The 23,687-nt window shown below is 64.6% G+C and carries 23 protein-coding genes; 9 read left to right on the top strand and 14 right to left on the bottom strand.

Going from position 1 to position 23,687, the window contains the following annotated elements:
• Nucleotides 1-68: 68 nt before the first annotated feature.
• The 4 genes from PG897_RS06735 to PG897_RS06720 all read right to left on the bottom strand — a co-directional run bounded on the left by PG897_RS06735 (nt 69) and on the right by PG897_RS06720 (nt 4,710).
• Nucleotides 69-479, bottom strand: coding sequence for a VOC family protein (locus PG897_RS06735; RefSeq protein ID WP_201880432.1), 411 nt, complete (start codon nt 477-479; stop codon nt 69-71).
• Between the two features lie 148 nt (nt 480-627).
• Nucleotides 628-1,782 carry a CaiB/BaiF CoA transferase family protein gene (locus PG897_RS06730; protein ID WP_270828796.1) on the bottom strand — a complete coding sequence of 385 codons (1,155 nt, stop codon included), beginning with the start codon at nt 1,780-1,782 and terminating at the stop codon, nt 628-630.
• Entirely contained in the window at nt 1,782-2,957 is a 1,176-nt protein-coding gene (locus PG897_RS06725; protein WP_017783478.1) for an acyl-CoA dehydrogenase, read from the bottom strand. The genes PG897_RS06730 and PG897_RS06725 overlap by 1 nt, the downstream gene beginning before the upstream one ends.
• A gap of 85 nt (nt 2,958-3,042) precedes the next feature.
• Entirely contained in the window at nt 3,043-4,710 is a 1,668-nt protein-coding gene (locus PG897_RS06720; protein WP_270828794.1) for a sigma-54-dependent Fis family transcriptional regulator, read from the bottom strand.
• Nucleotides 4,711-4,945: 235 nt separating this feature from the next.
• Between PG897_RS06720 and exaC the strand changes: the two genes are divergently transcribed.
• On the top strand, nt 4,946-6,463 hold the full coding sequence (gene exaC, locus PG897_RS06715; protein ID WP_201880423.1) for an acetaldehyde dehydrogenase ExaC: 1,518 nt from the start codon (nt 4,946-4,948) through the stop codon (nt 6,461-6,463).
• Nucleotides 6,464-6,525: 62 nt separating this feature from the next.
• Here exaC and PG897_RS06710 read toward each other — a convergent pair whose 3' ends face one another.
• The gene (locus tag PG897_RS06710) at nt 6,526-7,332 is read right to left on the bottom strand and encodes an AraC family transcriptional regulator (RefSeq protein ID WP_005298514.1); all 807 of its coding nucleotides are present in this window, start codon (nt 7,330-7,332) and stop codon (nt 6,526-6,528) included.
• 96 nt (nt 7,333-7,428) lie between these two features.
• Between PG897_RS06710 and PG897_RS06705 the strand changes: the two genes are divergently transcribed.
• Nucleotides 7,429-8,316, top strand: coding sequence for a DMT family transporter (locus PG897_RS06705; RefSeq protein ID WP_201880421.1), 888 nt, complete (start codon nt 7,429-7,431; stop codon nt 8,314-8,316).
• Between the two features lie 97 nt (nt 8,317-8,413).
• On the opposite strand, the gene PG897_RS06700 is transcribed toward PG897_RS06705, so the two are convergent.
• The 4 genes from PG897_RS06700 to PG897_RS06685 are packed head-to-tail and all read right to left on the bottom strand — an operon-like array spanning nt 8,414 to nt 13,565.
• Nucleotides 8,414-9,106, bottom strand: a complete 693-nt coding sequence (locus PG897_RS06700) for a response regulator (protein WP_005303332.1) — start codon at nt 9,104-9,106, stop codon at nt 8,414-8,416.
• A 3-nt stretch (nt 9,107-9,109) separates the two neighbouring features.
• The gene (locus tag PG897_RS06695) at nt 9,110-10,678 is read right to left on the bottom strand and encodes an ATP-binding protein (protein WP_017786436.1); all 1,569 of its coding nucleotides are present in this window, start codon (nt 10,676-10,678) and stop codon (nt 9,110-9,112) included.
• A 17-nt stretch (nt 10,679-10,695) separates the two neighbouring features.
• Nucleotides 10,696-12,246 carry an NAD-dependent malic enzyme gene (locus tag PG897_RS06690; RefSeq protein ID WP_201880418.1) on the bottom strand — a complete coding sequence of 517 codons (1,551 nt, stop codon included), beginning with the start codon at nt 12,244-12,246 and terminating at the stop codon, nt 10,696-10,698.
• An 11-nt stretch (nt 12,247-12,257) separates the two neighbouring features.
• Complete coding sequence (locus PG897_RS06685) at nt 12,258-13,565, bottom strand: 2-hydroxycarboxylate transporter family protein (protein ID WP_201880415.1); 1,308 nt, start codon at nt 13,563-13,565, stop codon at nt 12,258-12,260.
• Between the two features lie 224 nt (nt 13,566-13,789).
• Here PG897_RS06685 and PG897_RS06680 point away from each other — a divergent pair, with 224 nt between their 5' ends.
• The gene (locus PG897_RS06680) at nt 13,790-14,107 is read left to right on the top strand and encodes a hypothetical protein (RefSeq protein ID WP_201880412.1); all 318 of its coding nucleotides are present in this window, start codon (nt 13,790-13,792) and stop codon (nt 14,105-14,107) included.
• On the opposite strand, the gene PG897_RS06675 is transcribed toward PG897_RS06680, so the two are convergent.
• Nucleotides 14,096-14,287, bottom strand: coding sequence for a hypothetical protein (locus PG897_RS06675; RefSeq protein ID WP_017764158.1), 192 nt, complete (start codon nt 14,285-14,287; stop codon nt 14,096-14,098). The genes PG897_RS06680 and PG897_RS06675 overlap by 12 nt on opposite strands.
• A 320-nt stretch (nt 14,288-14,607) precedes the next feature.
• Here PG897_RS06675 and slyA point away from each other — a divergent pair, with 320 nt between their 5' ends.
• The 5 genes from slyA to PG897_RS06650 all read left to right on the top strand — a co-directional run bounded on the left by slyA (nt 14,608) and on the right by PG897_RS06650 (nt 18,629).
• The gene (gene slyA / locus PG897_RS06670; RefSeq protein WP_010634735.1) at nt 14,608-15,081 is read left to right on the top strand and encodes a transcriptional regulator SlyA; all 474 of its coding nucleotides are present in this window, start codon (nt 14,608-14,610) and stop codon (nt 15,079-15,081) included.
• 1 nt (nt 15,082) lies between these two features.
• The gene (locus PG897_RS06665; RefSeq protein WP_201880529.1) at nt 15,083-16,138 is read left to right on the top strand and encodes an HlyD family secretion protein; all 1,056 of its coding nucleotides are present in this window, start codon (nt 15,083-15,085) and stop codon (nt 16,136-16,138) included.
• Between the two features lie 10 nt (nt 16,139-16,148).
• Entirely contained in the window at nt 16,149-17,177 is a 1,029-nt protein-coding gene (locus tag PG897_RS06660; RefSeq protein WP_201880409.1) for a DUF2955 domain-containing protein, read from the top strand.
• 203 nt (nt 17,178-17,380) lie between these two features.
• A complete protein-coding gene (locus PG897_RS06655; RefSeq protein ID WP_201880406.1) occupies nt 17,381-18,142 on the top strand; it encodes a substrate-binding periplasmic protein in 762 nt (253 codons plus the stop codon).
• Between the two features lie 127 nt (nt 18,143-18,269).
• The gene (locus tag PG897_RS06650; protein WP_005303350.1) at nt 18,270-18,629 is read left to right on the top strand and encodes an MliC family protein; all 360 of its coding nucleotides are present in this window, start codon (nt 18,270-18,272) and stop codon (nt 18,627-18,629) included.
• A gap of 31 nt (nt 18,630-18,660) precedes the next feature.
• Here PG897_RS06650 and PG897_RS06645 read toward each other — a convergent pair whose 3' ends face one another.
• The 4 genes from PG897_RS06645 to nrdD form a co-directional block, all read right to left on the bottom strand.
• Entirely contained in the window at nt 18,661-19,053 is a 393-nt protein-coding gene (locus PG897_RS06645) for an energy transducer TonB (protein ID WP_017787823.1), read from the bottom strand.
• A 143-nt stretch (nt 19,054-19,196) separates the two neighbouring features.
• Nucleotides 19,197-19,367, bottom strand: coding sequence for a YqaE/Pmp3 family membrane protein (locus tag PG897_RS06640; protein WP_005343870.1), 171 nt, complete (start codon nt 19,365-19,367; stop codon nt 19,197-19,199).
• 64 nt (nt 19,368-19,431) lie between these two features.
• Nucleotides 19,432-19,941, bottom strand: coding sequence for an anaerobic ribonucleoside-triphosphate reductase-activating protein (gene nrdG / locus PG897_RS06635; RefSeq protein ID WP_043170780.1), 510 nt, complete (start codon nt 19,939-19,941; stop codon nt 19,432-19,434).
• 208 nt (nt 19,942-20,149) lie between these two features.
• Nucleotides 20,150-22,267, bottom strand: a complete 2,118-nt coding sequence (gene nrdD / locus PG897_RS06630; RefSeq protein WP_043170781.1) for an anaerobic ribonucleoside-triphosphate reductase — start codon at nt 22,265-22,267, stop codon at nt 20,150-20,152.
• Between the two features lie 406 nt (nt 22,268-22,673).
• Between nrdD and PG897_RS06625 the strand changes: the two genes are divergently transcribed.
• Complete coding sequence (locus tag PG897_RS06625) at nt 22,674-23,687, top strand: ABC transporter substrate-binding protein (protein WP_043170782.1); 1,014 nt, start codon at nt 22,674-22,676, stop codon at nt 23,685-23,687.

Raw genomic sequence — 23,687 nt, 5'->3', positions numbered from 1 at the left:
CAATTATTAGAACTTTCTGTGACACTTTTATGACTTTATGACAGGCGGGATGATAAACGTTTTCAGATTCAGTTGGCAGCAGTGAGTTGCAGCAGATCCCAGCGATTGCCACTGATGTCCTCGAATACCACCACGGTGCCGTAAGGCTCGGTGCGCGGCTGTTCACAAAAATGGACACCGTACGCCTGCATGCGCTGGTAGTCGCCCCAGAAGTCGTCAGTCTCGAGGAACAGGAAGACCCGGCCGCCCCCCTGCTGGCCGATAGCGGCCCGCTGCTCCGGGGTGGCCGCCCGCGCCAGCAACAGGGCGGAACCGGGGGCACCCTTGGGGGCAACCCGCACCCAGCGCTTGCCCGGTTTGCCCGGCTCGTCGAGGGGGGTGTCTTCCAGCAGCTCGAACCCCAGTCCCTGGGTAAAGAAGGTGATGGCCTGCTCGTAATCGGCCACCAGCAGGGCCAGGGCGCCAATGTGTTGTGCCATGGGAAGTACCTCAACAGATGAATGGACGGGGCGCATCATAACGGGGGACGGCCCCGGGCTCCAGCACCGGGGCAGATGAGATGGCAGAGGATGGAAGAGGGGAGCATGGCGCCGGGCAGGCGCGATCTCCCCGCTTAAAGCAACCGGTTCACTCCTGCCCGAGCCAGTCGCGCAGCACGCTATCCCGGTCGCCATCCAGCGCCGGCGAGGCGCGCCCATAGCACACCGGAGTGGCCGACAGATGCAGCGGGTTGGCCAGGGTGGGCAAGGATTGTTCCCCACGCTGCACCTGCTGCACCCAGCCGCGCACCGCCCCCTGCTCGAGGGCAAACAGCGCATCCAGGGTGAGGATGGGGCCGCCCGGCACCCCGGCCGCCTCCAGCATGGCATTCCACTCGGCGCTGCTGCGCGCCAGCAGCCGCTCGGCAATCAGGGCGTTGAGCCGGTGACACTGGCGCACCCGGGCGGCGTTGGTGGCAAAGTCGGGGTCCTGCGCCCACCCGGGTTCCCCCAGCAGGGCCGCCAGGGCGGCAAACTGGCCATCGTTGCCCACCGCGAGGATCAGATGGCCATCCCGGGTGGGATAGACGTCGTAGGGGACGATATTGGGGTGGCCGTTGCCAAGGCGCCCGGGCGCCTGCCCGGTGGCGAGATAGTTCATCGCCTGGTTGGCCAGCACCGCCACCGACACGTCGAGCAGGGCGAGATCGATCTGCTGCCCCTCCCCGGTTCGCTCCCGATGGCGCAAGGCCGCCTGGATGCCGATGGTAGCGTAGAGGCCGGTGAGGATGTCGACAAGCGCCACCCCCACCTTGATAGGCCCGCCGCCGGGCACCCCATCGGGTTGACCCGTAATGCTCATCAATCCACCCAGCCCCTGGATCAGCAGATCGTAACCGGGTCGCTGGGCCCATGGCCCGTCCTGGCCAAAGCCGGTGATGGAGCAGTAGATAAGCTCTGGACGGCGGGCCTTGAGGCTCGGGTAATCGAGGCCAAAGCGCGCCAGTCCCCCCACCTTGAAGTTCTCGATCACCACGTCGGCACAGTCCACCAAGGCCAGCAGGGTGTCTCTGTCGCGCGCTAGATCCAGGGCGATGGAGCGTTTGCCCCGGTTGGCCGCGTGAAAGTAGGCCGCCTCCCCCGCCACCAGCTCGGGCGGGCCCCAGTGGCGGGTGTCGTCACCGCGCCCGGGGGCCTCCACCTTGACCACGTCGGCGCCGAGATCGGCAAGCAGCTGGCTGGCCCAGGGGCCGGCCAGCACACGGCTGAGATCCAGCACGCGCACACCGGCAAGGGGCCCCATTACTCAAACGCCTGCAGGTCGGTCTGGGCCCGCCCCAGGATCAGGGCATGGATGTCGTGGGTTCCCTCGTAGGTGTTGACCGCCTCCAGGTTCATCACGTGGCGAATGACGTGAAACTCGTCGCTGATGCCGTTGCCGCCGTGCATGTCGCGGGCGACGCGGGCGATCTCCAGCGCCTTGCCACAACTGTTGCGCTTGATGAGCGACACCAGCTCCACCGGGCAGCGCCCCTCGTCCATCAGGCGCCCGGCCTGCAGACAGCCCTGCAGGCCTAAGGCAATCTCGGTCTGCATGTTGGCCAGCTTGAGCTGAAACAGCTGGGTGGCGGCGAGCGGGCGGCCGAACTGCTGACGATCCAGTCCGTACTGGCGGGCGGCGTGCCAGCAGAACTCGGCGGCGCCGAGCGCCCCCCAGGCAATGCCGTAGCGCGCCTTGTTGAGGCAGCCGAACGGCCCCTTGAGGCCGCTCACCCCGGCCAGCCGGTTGGCCTCCGGCACGAAGACTCGCTCCATCACGATCTCGCCTGTGATGGAGGCGCGCAGGGAGAACTTGCCCTCGATCTTGGGGGCAGAGAGCCCGGCCATCCCCTTCTCCAGCACGAAGCCGGTGATCTCGCCATCGAGCTTGGCCCACACCACGAACAGATCGGCGATGGGGGAGTTGGTGATCCACATCTTGTTGCCGGTGAGCAGATAGCCGCCCTCGACCCGCTCGGCGCGGCTCTTCATGGAGCCAGGGTCGGAACCCGCATCCGGCTCGGTGAGGCCGAAGCAGCCCACCAATTCACCCCGGGCCAGCCCCGGCAGCCAGCGCTGGCGCTGGGCCTCGTCGCCATAGGCGTGGATCGGGTGCATCACCAGGGACGACTGCACGCTCATGGCCGAGCGGTAGCCGCTGTCGACCCGCTCCACCTCCCGGGCGATGAGACCGTAGGCCACGTGATTGACCCCGGCGCAGCCGTACTGCTCCGGCAGGGTGGCGCCGAGCAGCCCCAGCTCCCCCAGCTCGTTCATGATGGTGCGGTCAAACTGCTCGCGGCGGTTCGCCTCCAGCACCCGCGGCATCAACCGCGCCTGGCAGTAGTCGCGGGCGGCGTCGCGGATGAGCCGCTCCTCTTCGCCGAGCTGGCTATCGAGAAAGAAGGGGTCTTGCCAATCAAATCGGGTACGCGTCATAAGGCACTCCATGCCATGCAAAAGAATCATCAAAGGGTCTCTTGTGGACCCATTTTAACCACGAAAAACTTAGGTCACAAACGCCTCAGCTTGCCTCCCGCAGCGCCCGATAGAGGGTGGTGCGGCTGATGCCGAGCCGGCGCGCCGCCTCGCTCACGTTGCCGCCGCACTCTGTCAGGGTCTGCTGCACCCGTTGCCGGTTCTGCTCGCGCAATGTGCTGCCCGCCAGCGCCGTGGTGGCGACCGGCGCCACCGCCACGGTCGGCAGATGCAGGTGGGCGGGTTCAATCCAGCCCTGCCCCTCCGCCAATACGCTGGCCACTTCCAGCGCCTGCTTGAGCTGGCGCACGTTGCCGGGCAGCGGGTGGGCCAGCAGTTGGCGCTCGGCCTCATCGGTCAGGTGCAGGGCAGGATCCATCTCGGCCAGCAACCGTTGGACCAGTGCCTGCCGCTCGGAGATCGGCCAGTCGCGCAACGGCGCCAGTTGCTGGCGCCAGCCGCAGATGCGGTAGTAGAGATCCTCGCGAAAGGTGCCGGCCGCCACCATGGCCGCCAGATCCCGATGGCTCGCCGACACCAGCCAGAAATCCACCGCCTCAGGTCTGTGGCTGCCGACCGGGGTGACGGCGCGCTCCTGCAGCACCCGCAGCAAGCGGGTCTGGGCCGAGAGCGGCAGCTCGCCGATCTCGTCCAGCATCAGGATGCCGCCGTGGGCGGCGCGCAGATACCCCTGGCTGCCCTGACTGCGGGCGCCGCTGAAGGCCCCGCCGACATAGCCGAACAGCTCGGCTTCCACCAGCTCCGCCGGCAGGGCGCCGCAGTTGACGCACACCAGGGGTTGCGCCCGCCGGCTCGACTGCCCGTGCAGTTCGCGCACCAGATGCTCCTTGCCGCTGCCGGTCTCCCCCTCGATGAGCAGGGAGATGCCGCGCTCCAGCATCTTGAGCGGCACCTGCCGACCGTGCGAGCCACCGGCAGCGGCCGGCAGGGCCGCTACGGGATGAGCCTCCGGTACCAGCCGCAAGCCGCGCCGATCCCGCAGCAGCTGCTTGCCGTCGAAGGGGTGCTGGCCGAGCCAGAGCCGGCCGGCCCGGTTGGCCCCGAGCAGTTCGCCCTCCTCCCCCAGCAGCAGGCGGGCAGACCAGAGACTCTGGGGCTCGAGATCCACCAGCCAGCCCGGCTGGCACGCCAGCAGCGCATTTTCCAGCGTCATGGCCAGCAGCCGCACCGTGCCCAGCATGTCGCCGCCGTGGTGGGCCGCATCGGTGGAGATGTCGAGCACGCCGATCACTTGCCCGTCCGGCCCGAGCAGCGGGCAGGCGCTGCAGCTGAGAAAGCTGTGCTGGGCGAAGAAGTGCTGATTGCCGAGCACCTGTACCTCGCTCTGCTCGGCCAGCGCCGTGCCGATGGCATTGGTGCCCTTGCTCGCCTCCCCCCAGCGGGCGCCGCTGCGCAAAAAGACCCGCTCGGCGTGGCGGGCGAAGCCGTCATCACCGCTGGCGGCCAGGATGGCACCCTCGCCATCGCACAGCAACAACCGACAGGGGCGCCCCGCCAGCAGTTGGTCAAACAACGGCAGCACGAAGCGCCGGAAGCTGGCGATCAGCACCCTGTGCTGCTCCTGGCGGGCCGACAGCTCCCCCTGGGGCATCAAGTCCAGTTCGGCGCTCTGCTGACGACTCAGCCCCTGGTGCAGGCAGCGCTGCCAGGAGCGCTGGATCGGGCTGGCACCAGATTGAGGGAACTCGCTCATCACACCTCCTGTTCACAAACGGCACGACTGTCGCGGCCACTGTCCAGAATCGGCACAGCTGTATCGCCACCGCCGCGGTCATTGGTTAACCAAGATACGCTGCCGCACCCCGTTTGATAACGTTTTTGTAACTTTTGAGGCGCTGGTCAGACCCTCTGGCACGCCCCTTGCGATACACAGCAGCAACCGGGCTGCTCGCCAGCCCGGTCAGGACCACACACATAAGGATGATGAGATGATTTATACCGCTCCCGGTCAGGCAGGTGCCCTGGTCAGCTTCAAGTCCCGTTACGACAACTTCATCGGTGGCGACTGGGTGGCGCCGCGCGCCGGCCGCTACTTTGAAAACATCTCGCCGGTGGATGGCCGCGTGTTCTGCGAAGTGGCCCGCTCCGACGCCGCCGACATCGAGCTGGCGCTGGACGCCGCTCACAAGGCGTTCGCCAGCTGGAGCAAGACCAGCGTCACCGAGCGCAGCAACCTGCTGCTGCGCATCGCCGATCGCATCGAGCAGAACATCGAGGTGCTCGCCATCGCCGAGACCTGGGAGAACGGCAAGGCGGTGCGCGAGACCCTGGCCGCCGACCTGCCACTGGTGGTGGATCACTTCCGCTACTTCGCCGGCTGCATCCGCGCCCAGGAGGGCTCGGCCGCCGAGCTGGATCAGAACACCGTCAGCTACCACTTCAAGGAGCCCATCGGGGTGGTCGGCCAGATCATCCCGTGGAACTTCCCGCTGCTGATGGCGGCCTGGAAGCTGGCCCCGGTGCTGGCGGCCGGCTGCTGCAGCGTGCTCAAGCCCGCCGAGCAGACCCCGGTCACCATCATGCTGATGATGGATCTCATCAAGGACATCCTGCCCCCCGGCGTGGTCAACGTGGTCAACGGCTTCGGCGCCGAGGCAGGCCAGGCGCTCGCCACCAGCGACCGGATCCAGAAGCTCGCGTTTACCGGCTCCACCGAGGTGGGCGCCCACATCCTGCGCTGCGCCGCCGACAAGCTCATTCCCTCCACCGTGGAGCTGGGTGGCAAGTCCCCCAACATCTACTTCGCCGACGTGATGCAGCACGAGAGCAGCTACATCGACAAGGCGGTGGAAGGGATGCTGATGACCTTCTTCAACCAGGGCGAGGTGTGCACCTGCCCCTCCCGCGCCCTGGTGCAGGAGAGCATCTATGACGACTTCATGGACAGAGTGCTGGCCCGCGCCCGCACCATAGTGCAGGGCAACCCCCTCGACACCACCACCCAGGTGGGCGCCCAGGCGTCCCGCGAGCAGTTCGACAAGATCCTGAGCTACATGGAGATCGGCCGCGGCGAAGGGGCAAAAATGCTGATCGGCGGCGGCCCGGCCAGGGTGAGCGGGCTGGAGGGGGGCTTCTACATCCAGCCCACCATCTTCTTTGGTCAGAACAAGATGCGGGTGTTCCAGGAGGAGATCTTCGGGCCGGCGCTCGGGGTCACCACCTTCAAGGACGAGGCGGATGCGCTGGCGATTGCCAACGACACCCAATACGGCCTGGGGGCGGGCCTGTGGACCCGCGACAGCAACCTGGCCTGGCGCATGGGGCGCGGCATCCAGGCCGGCCGGGTCTGGGTCAACTGCTACCACGCCTACCCGGCCCACGCGGCCTTCGGCGGCTACAAGAAGTCAGGGATCGGCCGCGAGACTCACAAGATGATGCTGGACCACTACCAGAACACCAAGAACCTGCTGGTGAGCCACGACATCAACCCGCTCGGCTTCTTCTAAGCCCATCCCGTGATCGACAAGGGCGCCTGCGGGCGCCCTTTTCATTGCTGGTGCGGTCGCGGTCAGAGTTGTGCCTGCCCGGCGCCGATCCCCAGCTGTTGGCGATAGCGCTGGGGGGCACAGCCCTGTTCGCGCTGGAACATGGCGATAAAGGCCGAGGTGGAGGTGTAACCGAGCCGCCAGGCGATCTCCTGCACCGGCATCTCGCCGCGCAGCCAGTCCAGTGCCTTCACCAGCCGCAGCCGGGTGCGCCACTGGCCGAGGCTCATGCCGAGCTCCTTCTGGCAGCGCCGCGCCAGGGTGCGCTCCGTGGTGTGCAGCACCTTGGCCCACTGGGCCAGGGTGCGGTTGTCCTCCGGCGCCGCCTGCAATGCCGCCAGCAGGGGGGCCAGCAGGCGATCCCGGCTCTGGGGCAGGTAGCTTGGCTGGCAACGGGTGCGAGCCAGCTTCTCGATGAAGAGTTCACCCTGGCGGGCATCCCACTCGTCCTCCATGTGGCCGACCCGGCGCTGGGTGAAATCCTCCAGCAGGGCCCGCAGCAAGGGGGTAAGCGCCAGCAGCTGAGGTTCCCGTGGCAGGCGCGGCGCCAGCGCGTGGCTCACGTAGATGGAGGTGTAGTCCAGGGTCTGCTCGTTGAAGGCGGTGTGGGGCTGATCCGCCGGCACCCAGATGAGGTAGTCCGGCGGCGCCACCAGCCGCTGCCCCCCGACCTCCACCACCATGACCCCGAGACTGATGAGGCTGAGCTGGCCCCAGGGGTGGGCGTGCTCGGCGCAGGCGTTGCCCCCCTGGATCTGGCTGTAGCGAAAATAGAGGGGATTGGGGGCGGCCAGCAGGCGATCCTGCTCGGCCAGGGTGAGGGTGCCCATGCAGATTGTCCCAAAGCGGTTATGACATGTCTTATTTACGCTACTTGCATCGTTCAAGACAAGGCTAGACTCTCTCCATCATACCAAGGAGTGCCTATGCCTTTTCTCTTTCCCCTGCTCGCCATCCTGATCTGGGCCGCCAATACCGTGGTCTCCAAGGCCGCCGCCGGCGTGCTGGATCCTGCCGCCATCTCGTTTTACCGCTGGGTGATCGCCGCCCTGGCGCTGACCCCATTCTGCCTGCCGCAGCTGTGGCGCCGCCGGCGCGATCTCCGCCCCTGGCTCGGCAAGCTGCTGGTGCTCTCCCTGCTTGGCATGGTGCTCTACCAGTGCCTCGCCTACTACGCCGCCCACAGCACCTCGGCCACCAACATGGGGGTCATCGGCTCCCTGCTGCCGCTGCTCACCCTGCTGATCGGGGCCTGCTGCTTTGGCCAGAAGCCGGGCAAGCAGGCGCTGCTCGGCATGAGCCTCTCGCTGTTCGGGGTGCTCTGGCTGCTCGGTCAGGGCAACCCTCAGACGCTGCTGCACAGCGGCATCAACCCAGGCGACGGCATGATGCTGCTGGGGGCGGCCAGCTATGCCCTCTATGGCCTCTTGATACGCCGCTGGCAACTGCCGTTCGGCCCCTGGCTCAATCTCTACCTGCAGATCCTGCTGGCGGTGCTGCTGCTCATTCCGCTGGCCCTCTCCGCCGACTCCCTGGCTATTCCCGCCCAGGGCTGGAGCATGGTGCTGTTCGCCGGGCTCGCCTCCTCCATCTTCGCCGCCTACTGCTGGATGCGCGGCCTCGCCAGTCTGGGGGCGGAGCGCACCTCGGTCTTCATGAACCTGATGCCGCTGTGCACGGCCCTCATCGCCGTCATCACCCTGGGGGAGCCCATCCACGGCTATCACCTGCTGGGGGGCGGCCTCATCCTGAGCGGGGTCATGCTCTCCCAGTTCAAGCCAAGAGCCCGCCGCGTCCTGCTGGAAGAGGCCTGAGCGGCCCACCGTACCGATTTTCGTGCCGACGTATAGACCTGAAAAAGGGAGCTTCGGCTCCCTTTTTGCTGGTATGGGTCTGCGTGCGGCAAGCGGCTCAGCTACCCCGCCGCCAGTGGTAGCGGCGCTCGGGCCGGCCGCGCTGGCCGTAGTTGAGATCCACGTCCACCCTGTCCTCCGACTCCAGATACTCCAGATAGCGGCGCGCCGTGGTGCGGCTCAAGGACAAGCGCAGCGCCACCGTATCGGTGGAGAAGGCGCTGTCAGGCTCACCCGCCAGCAACTCCAGCACCTGGCGCAGGGTGATGGCGTCGATCCCCTTGGGGGTGTCGCGCACGTCGCGCCCCTGGGGCCTCACCTTGCCCATCAGCCGGTCCAGATCGCTCTGCTCGAGGGAGCCGCGCTCGCAGATGCGCCGATGCAGGGTGAGGATCTCGTCCAGGCTCTGCTGGATGCGAAACAGCCGCAGCGGCTTGATGATGTAATCCTGCACCCCCTGATTGAGGGCCTGCTGGATGGTCTCCACGTCGCAGGAGGCGGTCACCATGATGACGTAGGCTTCGCGGTTGTGGCTGCGCAGCCGGTTCACCCACTCCAGGCCGGAGCCGTCGGGCAGCGAGATGTCCACCAGCAGCAGCTGCGGCTGGGCCGCGCGCATCATGAGATCGGCCTGGGTCAGGCTTTCGGCCCGACCCAGCAGGGAAAATCCGGGGGTGGAGGAGACCAGCTCGGCCAGAATGGATCCTATCCGTTCGTCATCCTCGATCACCAGCGTGAAAATGGGCTCCATAGATCACACCAATTGGTTTTTATTCAAGTAGATACCGAACAGAGTCGTCTGTTCGGCGGTGCGGCGCCATTCTATCACACCCCCTCGCCTGGCCACCGTCTCCTTGACCAGGAACAGACCGACACCGTGATCGCCAGTCTGGCGACTGATGCCGTAATCAAACAGATGGTCCGCCAGCGCCTCGTCCACCCCCTCGCCGCTGTCCTCCACCTCGATCACCAGCCGGCGCCCGAAGTCGTTGAGGGAGATGAGCACCCGCGGCGGGCACTGCTTGCGCCGGGCCCAGGCGGCGCGAATGCCGTTGTCCAGCAGGTTGCCGATGAGAGTGATGAGATCCGCCGACACCGCCGCCGGGTACTCCCCCAGCGCCGAATCGGGATCCAGCACCAGCTCCACCCCAAGCTCGCGGGCCCGGCTGAACTTGCCGAGGATGAGCCCGGCCACCGGCTTGTCCTCGATGGCCCGCAGCAGATCGTGCAGCATGGTCTGGCACGCCTCGCTCTCCTGCTGGATGAGCTCCACCGCCTGATCCACGTGGCCCAGCTGCAGCAAGCCGGAGAGGCTGCTGAGCTTGTTGGCGAACTCGTGGGTCTGCATCCGCAGCATCTCGGCATACTGGCGCAGGTGGGTCACCTGCATGCCGAGGCTGCCGGTCACCTCGGGGCGGCTGAAGATCAGCAGCCGACCGGGGATCTTGCCCTCCACCGCCTGCCAGCGCCCGACGAACGACTCGCCGTGCACGGTGAAACCGAGCTCGGTCTCGACCTGGGTCAGGGCGGGGGCGAGCGGCGGCGACAGTTCCGAGAGCGGCTGGCCGAGCAGGGCGTGGCGGCCGGTGCCGGGCAGGCGCAGCTGGTAAAACGCGGCGCTGTTGAGCATGCGGATGTGGCCGCGGGAGTCGAGGGCGATCACCCCCTCCGAGATGTGCTCCAGCACCAGCTCCTGCAGTACGAAGCGATTGACTATGGTCTCCGGCTCCAGATCCAGCAGGGTACGCCGCAGCCGATGCTGGACCCAGAGCGCCAGCAGCAGACCGCAGCCCAGCACGGCGCCGATGGCGCTGATGAGCAGGGCGATCCGATCCAGGTAGATGCTCTCCACCGTCTGCATCAGATAACCCACCACCACGGCACCGATGGCGCGCCCGTCAGGCCCGATCACCGGAGCGAAGCAGCGGATGGCCGGCCCCAGGGTACCCACGTCCTTGGAGCAGTAGCTGCTGCGCTCGTTGAGGGAGGGCCAGATATCCTCGCCGCGAAACAGGCCACCCACCAGCTCCGGAGAGGGGTGGCTCAGCCGGCGGGCATGCTCGTCGGTCACCACCATGTAGGCGGCATCGGTGCGGCTACAGATCCCCTGCACATAGTCGCGCAGGCCCGGATCGCTCCCCCACTGCAGCGCCTGCACCACCCGGTTGTCCCCCGCCAGCACCCGCGCCAGATCCCCCCCCTTCTCCTCCAGATTGCTCTCCAGCAAATGGCGGATAAAGAGCGCCAGCAGGCTGCCCAGGATGACGATCAGGAGCAGTGACAGGCCCAGGGAGAGGGTGACCAGTTGGTGACGCAGTTTCATCGATTAGCCTTGCAACATCAGGACGCGGACCAATAGTGCGGGCGCCACCAGGTCTGGTCAATCAAAGGTGCGGGATCACCGGCAAAATCGGCCAGCCCCTCGGCACGGGCACAGAGCGCCACCGCCCTCGCCACGGCGCGGGCCACCTCCCCCACCTGCTCGATGGGGGGCAGCAGCCGCCCCTCGGCCAGCGGATAGGCGCCCACCGCCTGCACCGCCGCCCGCAGCATGCCGTCGCTGATGCGCCGCGCCTTGACCGCGCAGGCCCCCAGACCAATGCCCGGGAACACGTAGACGTTGTTGCACTGGGAGACCACCCGCGCCGCGCCGTCCACCTCCACCGGCGGGAAGGGGCTGCCGGTGGCGAGCAGGGCCCGCCCGCCGGTGGCCTGCCACACCTGGGCCGGGGTCGCCTCGGCGCTGCGGGTGGGGTTGGAGAGTGGCAGGATCACCGGCCGCTCGCACACCTCCCCCATGGCCGTCAGCACCGCCTCGTCGAACAGACCACCCTGACCGCTCACCCCGATAAGCACCCCGGGGCGCAGCCGCTCGATGAGTGCGGCCAAGGAGTTGCACGCCTCCGCCGCCGGGCGGGCAAACGGCTGCTGGGCCGGGGTGAGCCCGGCCCGGTCCAGACAGACCAGACCGTCCTGATCGAACAGCTGCACCCGCTCCGGGCTGCCCGCCAGCTGGGCCAGCATGGCGGCGATACCGCAGCCGGCCGAGCCGGCGCCGACGATCAGCACCGGGGTATCCGCCAGCGCGCTGCCCGCCTGCTGCAAGCCCGCCAGCACGCAGGCCGACGCCACCGCCGCCGTGCCCTGGATGTCGTCGTTGAACATGCAAAGCTCGTCGCGGTAGCGGGCCAGGAGGTTCGCGGCATGCTTGCCGGCGAAGTCCTCGAACTGCAGCACTACCTGGGGCCAGCGTTTGCGAATGGCGGCCACCACCTTGTCCATGAACTGGTAATAGGGCTCACCATCTACCCGCCGGGCCTGCCAGCCGAGGTAGGAGTCATCTTCCAGCAATTCGGGGTTGTTGGTGCCCACGTCCACGCACAGCGGCAGGGTGCGGGCCGGGTTGATGCCACCGGCGGCGGAGTAGAGCGCCAGCTTGCCGATGCAGATCCCCATGCCGCCGATGCCGAGATCGCCGAGCCCCAGCACCCGCTCGCCGTCGGAGATGACGATGACGTCCACCTCCTGCTCCACCGCCGCGAAGATGTGGTCCAGCTCGTCCCGGTCGTGCCAGGAGAGGTAAAGGCCGTGGCTGCGCAGATAGAGGTCGCTGTGGCGCTGGCACGCCTCCCCCACCACAGGGGTGTAGATGATGGGCAACAGCTCCGGCAGGTGGTGGCGCACCAGCTCGTAGAACAGTACCGGGTTGTCTTCCTGCAGCTGGCGCAGCAGCAGGTGCTGATCAAACGGACTCTGCATGGCCGAGACCAGCCGGTAGATGCGGCGCCGCTGCTGGGCCAGCGACTCCTCCTTGTGGGGCATGCGCCCCATCAATCCCTGACGCTTGCGTTCGGCATAGGGCAGGCTGGTGCCCATCATGATGTCGTTCATTATCTTGTTCCTTATGCCAGCAGCGAGATGAGCAGGGTCGCCAGGATCAGCATGACGGCGCCCCCGAGACGAGAGGAGATCTGGGCGAACGGCATCAACGTCATGCGCTGGGCCGCCGAGAGCACGGCCACGTCACCCGTGCCCCCCATATTGGCCATGCACAGGCCACCGGTGATGGCCGCCTCGATGGGGTAGAAACCGATAATCCGCCCTACCAGCGCCGCCCCCAGGGCTCCACCGAGCACGGTCACCAGCACCAGCACGAAATAGCTGACGGAGAAGGCGCTGATGAGCTCGGGGATGCTGGTGTAGGCGACTCCGATCCCCACCAGCAGGGAGGGGGTCAGGTTGGTGACCACGAACTGGTACCAGTCGGCCGCCGCCTGCTCGTAGCGACGGGGCAGCAGGCCGCTCACCTTGATGACGGCCACCGCCAGGATCATCAGGGCAAAGGGGTGCATGGGGATGAAGTTGCCAAGCAATGAGCCCAGCACGAACATGCTGGAGCTGATGAAGAGCCCCAGACCCAGACTCTCCAGGGTCGGCGCCTGCGCCTTCTCCTCGGCCACGCTATCTGTACTCTCTTTTATCATCAGCTTGCCGTTGCCGGTCAGGGCGGGGTAGCGGCGGCCGAGGCGGGCCAGCAGGGTACCCACCAGGATGGCGAGGGTGTTGGCGATCACCACCGCCGGCACCATGCGCGACAGCAGATCGGCGCTCGACATCTGCAGCGGCCCGGAGAGGATCTCCACCAGCGGCACGGCGCCGGCCCCCATGCCGCCGCCCATGATGGGCAGACCGATGAGCAGCACCGCATTCTTGAAGCCGTAGCCCATCAGGGCGCCCACCATACCGACGCTGAGCAGCGCCAGTGCGACCCCCCCCAGGATCACCGGCAGGTAGCGCATGGCGGCATTCTTCAGCAAGGCGCCGCTCATGCCGAACACCGAGCCGGTCACCAGGCTGGCGATGAAGAAGTTGAGAAAGCCCCCTTCCTTCATGAAGCCGATGATCACCTGACCCGCCTCGACGGGCAGGATCCGGTATTCAAACAGGGCGGCGCCGCCGAAGATGGCGAGTATGGTGCCACCCCCCAGGTATTCGCGGATGGGGGTGATGCGCTCGCCGACCTCGGTCAGCAGGGTGCCGAGCACGAACATCAAGGCCAGCGCACCGACCATGCCGAGCGGCAGCGAGCCGTTCCAGCCCGAGAAGAGGACGCAGGTGGCGAGGCCCAGAAAGATCATCATGGGCATGCCGGCAATCTGTCGACCGCCAAACAGGGCGGTTCTGGTGTGTGGGGTAGAGAGGTTTTTCATTGTTATGCTCCAGCGTGTGGTGTGGCGCCACTCTAGAGATCTCCGCTCCCTCTGTCGGTTAGCCCGCCAACAAAGGCATATAAAAACATTAAATTCTTAAACGCTATGGCCTGCGGGCAAGGTTGGCACCCATTTTACATGGGGGTATTTTGGTCCCCGTCGTCGTCATTAAATCACTTCGAAGCGCACTCTTTTGCACTTTAAAGCGGCGCTTGAAGCGGTCATTGTCAAATAACGATCAAATAACCAGCGTCGCAACCAACAATAATGGCCTGTCAGGTTTGGCAGTGGTGAATGATCACCCGGTACAAGGCAAGGGTGATCCCCTGATCAACAAAAACGCTCCGGCCAGGATCTGCCGGGTGATAAAAAAGAAAGACGATGACGGCTCAACAGCGAGCGCCGAGGTTGTTACAAGCATGGCGCTCCCGCTGGCAATGGCGGCTTGCAGCAAGAGGATAAATGGTGCGGGCAGGCCCTGTGACAGGCTGCCCTCTCAATATGACGTGCGGATGTCACCAACCGAAAGACTATTCGGCTAATAACAATGGAATATTGGCAGGGTCAAATTCATGACAGGTTTCGGCATTTTCCAGGCTGAGTCCATAATGGCCGTCGACCACATATTCCACGTCCACCAGCAGACTCTCGATGGCGAGATGGGCGTCACCCGATTCATATCGTTCCACAGCTATCATCTCCCTGTTTAGCTGACTCATCAATATTAGTTAATAAAAAACAGAGTGCCGCATTTATATAATACTTTTTTGCATCATCTAATTAGGGTGCACATAAAAAGCTGTGACTATTTTCATGCCATCCCAATAAACGACTCTCTTTATTTCACCGGGCCCTGCCGACCATATCCAGCCTCCTGCTTCACTCAAAAGTGCCGCTGATCCCAACTCACCCCTTCACCCATGCTGCTTGAGCTCCACCAGAGACCTACCTCCAATTTTCATAAACAAGATCGTGATCACACTATTTACTTAGCCTGCTAAACAACTACAATGCTTAGCAAGCTAAGTAAAAGGAGAATCTCATGATGAAGGATCTGGAAATGCTGCGCGAGCTCTCCCTCGCCGAGCGGGTCGGCCGGCTGCATCGGCTGTGGCGCACCGTGGCCGATCTCGAGCTGGCCCCCCTCGGCCTGACTCATCCCCGCTGGACGGCGCTGTGGAAGCTGAGCCGGCTCGGCGGCCACCTCAGCCAGAAGACCCTGGCCGAGGCGCTGGAGATCGAACTTCCCTCCCTGATGCGCACCCTGGGCCAGCTGGAAGAACAGGGGCTGGTGGAACGCCACTGCTGCAGCCAGGACAAGCGGGCCCGCATCGTCACCCTGACCCCGGCCGGCAAGGCGCTGCTCGACCAGATTGAAGATCGCATCATGGAGATACGCCGGGAGCTGCTCGCCGGCATCAGCCAGCGGGAGCTGGAACAGTTTGAAGATATCGTGCACCGCATCTGTGCCAATGCCCTCGGCAAGATAGGTGCGCAGAGTGAAGAGAGAGAATGAGATGACCCCGGATCAACAATTCCAACGCTGGATCAAATGGGCCATGGGCGCCTTCGTGCTGGTCTTTGCCTATTTCCTGCTGGCCGACCTCAAGATGCCGCTCACCCCGCAGGCCATGGCAACCCGCGTCGTCACCAAGATGGCGCCCCAGGTCAGCGGCAAGGTGATGGAGGTGGCTGTCGCCAACAACCAGCACGTCAAACAGGGCGACCTGCTGTTTGCCCTCGACCCGGCCCCCTTCGAGCTGGCGGTAGAGCAGGCTCGCCTCGCCCTGGCCCAGGCCGAGCAGCAGAATCGCCAGCTCGATGCCACCCTCAACGCCGCCAGCGCCGATTTCAGCTCGCTGCAGACCCAGGCCGCCCTCAAGTTGCGGGAAGCGGAGCGTATCGACGCCCTCTATCGCCGCCACATGGTCTCCGAGCAGCAGAAAGATGACGCCGACAGCGCATTTCGCACCGCCCAGGCCAACCTGCTGGCCAGCAAGGCCCGCATGACCCAGGCCAGGGTCAACCGCGGCCTGTCCGGCGACGACAACCTGCTACTGCGCCAGGCCCGCAACCGCCTCGCCCAGGCCGAGCTCAACCTCGCCTACAGTCGGGTCCACGCCAGCCAGGACGGCATCATCACCAACCTGCAGCTCAAGCCGGGCAGCTTCGCCGCGGCGGGCGCCCCGCTGCTGGCGCTGGTCTCCGAGCAAGTGGACGTGATCGCCGATTTTCGCGAGAAGAGCCTGCGCCACGTAGATCAGGACAGCCTGGCCCTGGTCGCCTTCGACGGCGAGCCGGGCCGCCTCTATCCCGCCCGGGTCACCAGCCTGGATGCCGGGGTCAGCGCCGGTCAGTTCGATGCCAACGGCCAGCTGGCCAGCCCCACCGAGTCGGATCGCTGGGTGCGCGACGCCCAGCGTCTGCGCCTGCATCTGGCGCTGGAACAGCTGCCCGCCCATCTGCCGGCCGGTGCCCGCGCCACCGTGCAGCTGCTGCCCGACAACGCCCTGACCGGGCTGCTGGCCCGCGCCCAGATCCGCCTGCTCAGCCTGCTGCACTACATCTACTGAGGTGACGGCAATGAACCTGTGGCACAGACCCCTCACCGCCAATGAACTGCGCCAATGCCTGCGCATCGCCTTTGGCAGCACCAGCGGCTTTCTGCTCTGCAAGCTGTTTGGCTGGAACTACGGCGTCTTCTATACGGTGACGCCTGTACTGCTGCTGGGCATGGTGCCGGTGATGAACGGTCATGCCGCCCGCCAGCTGATCGCCGCCGCCGTGGTCTGCGGGCTGGAAGTGGGACTGCTGGGGGGGCTGTTTGGCGGCCATCCCGGCCTGATGATCCCCATCGCCTTCCTGCTGTTTCTCTACCGTTTCGCCGCCATGTCGCGGGGCAGCCTGTTTCTGTTCGGTGCCAACGGGGTGTTGAGCCTCAGCATCATGCTGCACTTTGCCAGCTACCCGCAGACCGATCTCAACGACCTCATCTTCAGCAACCTGTGGGCCAGCGTGCTGTCGGTGCTCATCGCCTACCTGATGACGGCGCTCATCCCTGACGTGGAGGAGCGCCCCAGGCCGGCCCCCTCACCCAAGGCACCACACCGGATGCGGCACGAGGCGCTGCTTGGCGCCAGCATCGCCACCCTCTCCTTCATGGTGTTCCAGCTCTTCGATCTGCGGGACTCCATGTCGGCCCAGGCCACCACCCTGCTGGTGCTCTTCCCCATGCACTGGGACGGCGCCCTGAGCTATGCCCGCAAGCGGGCCATGGGTACGCTGCTCGGGGTGAGCTTCGGCCTGGTCAGCCAGCTGGTGCTCTACGACTGGTCCGGACTGCTGATCCTGGTCGCCCCCCTGCTCTGGCTCGGCGCCATGCTGTTCAGTCATGCCCACGTGAAGGAGGCGAGCGGTTCCGGGGTCGGCTTCGGCGCCCTCACCACCCTCGGCATCCTGTTCGGCCAGTACCTGACGCCCGGCAACGATCTGGTGTTCAGTGCCCTCTACCGGGTCAGCAGCATCCTATTTGCCATCGTCGCCACCCTGCTGGCCTGTTACCTCATCCACCGACTGCTTAACCGTTTCGAGGCCACCCGGTTCGGTTATTGACCCCCTGTTGTTAGCTCAAGGATGTGCTGCCTTTCGCCCCGCTATGCCTACCGGGGCGTTTTTTTGCCCCGCATTCGGCGCCGCCAGCAGCCAGCCCCCGCAACTATGCCTACCGGGGCGTTTTTTTGCCCTGTATCTGGCAGCGCCTGTGGCCAGCCCCAGCAACTATGCTTGCTAGGGCAGTTGGCAACGGGAGAGAGACCATGACACACGTAACCCACATTCACTGGCTGGTTATCTGTCTTCTGCTGATGGTGGGAAGCGCCCGGGCCGAGTCTGTGCTGATCGCCGCGGAAGATGACTGGGCGCCCTATTGCGTCCTCGACAAAGAGAGCGGCCAGCCGCAGGGGCTCGCGCCCGAGCTGGTGAAGGCAGCCTTTGCCGCCGAGGGGGTCGAGGTGGAGTTTCGTACCATCCCCTTCGCCCGCTGCATGTACGAGGCGCGCAGCGACAAGGTGCTCGGCTGTTTCGATGCCACCATTACCGAGGAGAACCGTTACCAGTACTTCTGGCACGAGACCCCCATGTTCGAGGAGGATCTCGCCATCTTCGCCCTGGCCAGCGAACCGCGCCGGGATCTCAAGCTCACCTCGCTGGAACAGAAGACGGTGGGCATCACTCTCGGCTACACCTACCCCACCGATTTCATGGAAAACCCCAGGATCACCCGCTTTCAGGCCAAGTCAGACACCCAGATCATCGAGATGCTGGTGCGTGGCCGGGTCGACTACATACTGATGAACGAGATGCCGGGCTACCTCAAGATCCAGCAGAAACAGCTGAGCGGGAAGGTGGTCAAGGTGGGCAAGATCTCCACCGACGGTTTCTGGCTCGCCTTCTCCCGCGTCCACCCCCGGGGTGAGGAGATGGCCAGTCGCTTCGAAGAGGGGCTGCAGAAGATCAAGAACAACGGCACCTACGAAGTGCTGGTGCGGGCCTTCGAGGCCAGGCTCGGCCTGCACTGATCTCATACTCATTAATGCTTCTTTTGACGCCTATGGACGCATATCGACGCAAGTCGGGTCGAGCGGCATTGCCCCCCTTGGGCAAGCTGTTAGGATCACGCCCGGATGACACCGATGGAGAATCAACATGAAGCACGCCAACCTTCTGCTGCTGGGCATCACGACCCTGACCCTGCTGAGCGGCTGCGAACGCGGCGCCGACCCCCTGAGCGTGACCGGCGGCGACCCCGTCACCTATCTGTGCGAACAGGGCCAACGGGTACAGGTGCGCTATTTCGCCCTCTCCGATCAGAGCCTGAACTTCGTCAAGCTGGCGCTGCCGGATGGCAAGGACTACACCCTACCGCAGAGCGTTTCTGCCTCCGGCGCCCGCTACACCGACGATCACGAGGCCGTCTGGTGGAACAAGGGCGACGAGGGCTTTGTCGAGATGCGCGACAAGGATGGCGAGTGGCAGAGCGTCTACAACGACTGCAAGCAGCAGTAAACAACAACCCCGGCCAGGCCGGGGTTGTTGTTTACTCCACTTCAATCTCGTAGCGACCCACCACTCGCACCGGAATGGCCTGCGGATTCTGCTCCGACACTCGATAACGGGTCTTGGCCAACCCCGACAGGGCGATCAGGTCCAGCACGCCGGGCGGCTCCGAGGCCAGGATCTCTGGGCTGAACAGATTGCCGTTGGAGTCGATGAGATAACGGATCTCCACATAGCCCTTGACGGGCCGCTTGGCTGGCGCGCCGCCCACCGGTTCAAACGGGGGCACCTCGCCATCCTGCACCCAGTATTTGCCAAGCTCCGCCATGGTCACCTCCAACGGTGGCTGGTTCAGTTTCACGGTGGGACTGGGGCTGGCACAGCCCCCCAGCAGGCCGAGCACAGTGCCCAGCAGCAAGAACTTCAAACCCATTCAACACTCCTTGTTGAGTCAGATCAGAGGAGTCACCCCTCCCCGGCAGGGTTGCCGGCCCATTACTGTAACAATCGGAACCCATTTGAGCAGCATAAAAAAAGCCAACCCATCGGGTTGGCTTTTAGCAAAGAGGCTCAACGTCAGCCGCGCTTGTCGCTGACCACCAGCCAGAGCGCATGCACCATGCCGGGCAGACCGCCGAGCAGGGTCAACACTATGTTGATTAAGAAATGCAGGCTGAAGCCCACCTGGATAAAGGCACAGACCGGCGGCAGGAAGATGGCCAGCAGGATCTTGAGCAGATTGTTCATCTCGGATTTCCTCGTCAACGATGTCACAGGGATTGGAATGGGCTAACCATAAACACCCCTGGCCTCAACTGCAAACCAGACAGGGGATCCGTTCCCCTCCCTCCCGCCAGGCGTTGAGGTCGTGGATCTGCTGATTGCTGCTGCCACGCCAGAGCAGACCGGGGTCTGCCAGCCCCTGCTCGAACTTGCCGTCCACCAGCACGTCCAGCAAGGCCACCAGCTCACGCTGGGCCGGGCTGAGCTCGCCAAGCAGATAGCCGGTCCAGCACCAGATGTCCTTGCCGGGGCACTCGGCGCGCACCCGCTGCACCAGCGCCAGCACCTGGGGCACATTGGCGGGGTGGAGCGGATCGCCGCCGGAGAGCGACAGTCCGCGCCGTTTGATGCGCCTGTCGTTGAGATCCGCGATGATGCGATCGCTCATCGCCTCATCGAACGGCTTGCCACCATCGAGCCGCCAGGTGCTCTGGTTGTAGCAGCCTGGGCACTGATGTTCGCAGCCCGAGACGAACAGGGTGGCACGGGTGCCTGGGCCGTTGATCACATCGACCGGGTAGTACTGGTGGTAGTGCATCTCGTCTCTCGATTCACGGTTTGGCAGGCAGGTGATGATGGATGCCCCCTCATCCCCAGCCCTTCTCCCACTCTTTTCAATCTGAGCGGGAGAAGGGAGCAAGACCGAACAAACAGCACTTCGGCCGGTTCCCTCTCCCTCTGGGAGAGGGCTGGGGTAAGGGGCTAGCTTTCCCCTTGTTAAGAGGAGGCAGGGGCCCACTCTGGACTTACATATGCTTGACGCGGCGCTTGACCTCTTCCTGCTTGCCCGCGTTGAAGGGGCGCGCATCCGGGCTGCCGAGGTAGCCGCAGACGCGGCGGGTCACCGACACCTTGGCCGGGTCGTGGTTGCCGCAGCGCGGGCAGGTGAAGCCCTTGGAGGTGCACTCGAACTCGCCGGTAAAGCCGCAGTCGTAGCACTCGTCGATGGGGGTGTTGGTGCCGTAGTAGGGCACCTTGTCATAGCTGTAGTCCCAGACGTTCTCCAGCGCTTCCAGGTTGTGCTGGATATTGGGGTACTCGCCGTAACAGATGAAGCCGCCGCTGGCGATGGGCGGATAGGGCGCCTCGAAGTCCAGCTTGTCGTACGGGTTCACCTGCTTTTCCACGTCGAGGTGGAAGCTGTTGGTGTAGTAGCCCTTGTCGGTCACCCCCGCCACCACACCAAACTCCTTGGCGTCGATGCGGCAGAAGCGCGAGCAGAGGTTCTCGCTCGGGGTGGAGTAGAGGCTGAAGCCATAGCCGGTCTCCTCCTTCCACTCGTCGGTGGCGGCCTTGAGGCGCTCGACGATGGCGATGGCCTTCTGCTGCAGCTCGGCGCTGTCAAACAGGTGCACCTGATCGCCAAACAGGGCGTTGATGGTCTCGTGCACCCCGATATAGCCAAGGGAGATGGAGGCGCGACCGTGCTTGAAGATCTCGCTGACGTTGTCGTCCGCCTTGAGGCGCACCCCGCAGGCTCCTTCCATGTAGAGGATGGGGGCGACCCGGGCCTTGACTCCGTCGAGGCGCTTGATGCGGTACATCAGCGCGGTCTTGGCTACCCGCAGGGCGGCGTCCAGCTTGTCCCAGAAGTCCGCTTCATCGCGGGATTTGAGAGCGATGCGTGGCAGGTTGAGGCTCACCACCCCTAAGTTGTTGCGCCCCTCGTGGACCAGCTCGCCCTGCTCCTCGTAGGCACCGAGGAAGGAGCGGCAGCCCATGGGAGTCTTGAAGGAGCCGGTCACCTTGACCACCTGGTCGTAGTTGAGGATGTCCGGGTACATCCGCTTGGAGGCGCACTCCAGCGCCAGCTGCTTGATGTCGTAGTTGGGATCGCCCTGTTTGTGGTTAAGGCCATCCTTGATGGCGAACACCAGTTTCGGGAACACGGCGGTCTTCTTGTTCTTGCCAAGGCCGGCGATGCGGTTGCTCAGGATAGCCCGCTGGATCAGGCGTGACTGCCAGCTGTCGCCGAGGCCAAAGCCGAAGGTGACGAACGGGGTCTGACCGTTGGCGGTGTGCAGGGTGTTCACCTCGTACTCCAGCGACTGGAAGGCGTCGTAGCACTCCTTCTCGGTGCGGGCCATGGCGTAGGCATCCACATCGCCGATGCCCCACTCCACCGCCACTTCCCGATGCTTCTCCCAGCTGATGGTCACGTAGGGAGCCAACACTTCGTCGATGCGGTTGATGGTGGTGCCGCCATAGATGTGGCTCGCCACCTGGGCGATGATCTGGGCGGTGACCGCGGTGGCGGTGCTGATGGATTTGGGGGTGTCGATCTCCGCGTTACCCATCTTGAAGCCGTGGGTCAGCATCCCCTTCAGGTCGATCAACATGCAGTTGAACATGGGGAAGAAGGGGGAGTAGTCGAGATCGTGGAAGTGCAGATCGCCGCTCTCATGGGCCTGCACCACGTCGCGGGGCAGCATGTGGCTGGTGGCGTAGTGCTTGGCGACGATGCCCGCCAGCAGGTCGCGCTGGGTCGGGATCACCTTGGAATCCTTGTTGGCATTCTCGTTGAGCAGGGCCGCGTTGGTCTGCTCAACCAGGCCGCGGATCTCCTGGGCCAGCCGGCCGCGGGCCTCGCGAGCCTGATCCCGGTCGTGACGGTATTCGATGTAGGCACGGGCGATGGCCTTGTCGTCGGAGGCCATCAGGTGGTTCTCGACCCGGTTCTGGATCTCGTGGATGTCCACTTCTCCCCGCCCTTCCAGCTCCTGGCTGACGGCGGCGGCAATGCGCTCTGCCAGCGCCGGACTGGCCTGATTGACCGCCTCCGCCGCTCGGCCCACCGCCTCGGCAATCAGCTGGGCATTGAATGGTGCGCGACATCCATCACGTTTGATCACAACCGGTTTCATGGAGTTTCCCCGTTAAAAAGGCCAGGCTCTCGCCCTCGGCTTACCCTTGTTTGGCCCCCTTCTCCACGCCTCGTCCTCGGCGCAAATAAATTCAGCCGAGGCTTGACAAGCCTGGGCTGACGATGAGAAGGGAACAGCTTTTACACAGCTTAATAACACAACATATAGGGATTAAAAACGAATGCAGCCCTATATGTGGTGTCTATTAGGCACCAAAGCGGGGTCGTATTTCTTGATCCAGAACAGGTTTTGAGGCGAGTGGCGCAGTTCCCGACCAGCCACAAAAGGCACCATACGAGACCACTCTCAAGCCTGGTGCGGGCTAGCGCCCGATGCCGGCCAGCGAGAAAAAGATTTCCCCTCCGACAGTAATTGACCGGCACCGGCTGGCCCAGGAGTGAACATAATGAATGACAACACCCCTGTGCCGATGGGAAGCCATATGACCAAGCCTTTGTTGCTGCTACTGTTGCTGTGCCCCCTGTCGCTGCGGCTGTGGGCTGCCGAGATCCTGGTGATCAGCAGCTACCATCCCGAGTACCTGTGGGATCAGAGCTACAACGCCAGCCTGGTGGCCAACCTCAAGGGCGAGCACCACATCAGCCACTTCTACATGGATACCAAGCGCCGCCCCGCCGAAGAGTTCGACCAGATCGCCGAACGGGCGCTCGCCTACTACCACCAGGTGAAACCGGATCTGGTGGTGCTTGGCGATGACAACGCCATCAACTACCTTGCCACCAGCATCGCCTCCCTCGGCACCCCGGTCGTGTTTCTCGGCATGAACGAGAACCCGCGCCACAAGGGGCTGGTCGGCCACCCCAAGATCACCGGCGTGCTGGAGCGTCCCCTGCTCAAGCGCAACATCAGCGAGATGAGCCAGCTGATGGGGGGGATCAAGAAGGCACTGGTGCTGTTCGATTCGAGCAACGTGGCCCTGACCGCCATCGAGGATGAGTTCAAGACCCAGACCGAGTTGCGGGTCGGCCAGACCCGGGTCAACAGCCAGCTGCTCGGCGACTACGACCTGTGGCAGGAGGCCGTGCTCAACGCCAGGCAGAACGGCTATCAGGCGATATTCATCGGCCTCTACCACACCCTCATCGATGAGCAGGGCCGCCACGTGGATGAACGCCAGGTGCTGGAGTGGACCAGTGCCCACAGCCCGGTGCCGCTGTTCTGCTTCTGGGAGTTTACGGTGGGCAAGGGCAAGGCCATCGGCGGCCTGGTGCTGGATGGGCACGATCAGGGGGCCAAGGCGGCCGAGCTGGTCAATGCCATTCTGGAGGGAGCCCAGCCCAAGACTCTGGCGCCGCGGGCTGCCCTGCGCGGCGAGTATGTGTTCAGCAAGAGCGAGCTGGCCCGCTGGCAGCTCACCCTGCCCGACAAGTGGCGCTACAAGATCCTCTGGCGTGATTGA

It is taken from the genome of Aeromonas sp. QDB20 (assembly GCF_027707805.1).
GTDB lineage: Bacteria > Pseudomonadota > Gammaproteobacteria > Enterobacterales > Aeromonadaceae > Aeromonas > Aeromonas dhakensis.
The sequence above is the reverse complement of the archived record's forward strand: the minus strand, read 5'-3'. Positions and strand labels throughout refer to the sequence as shown.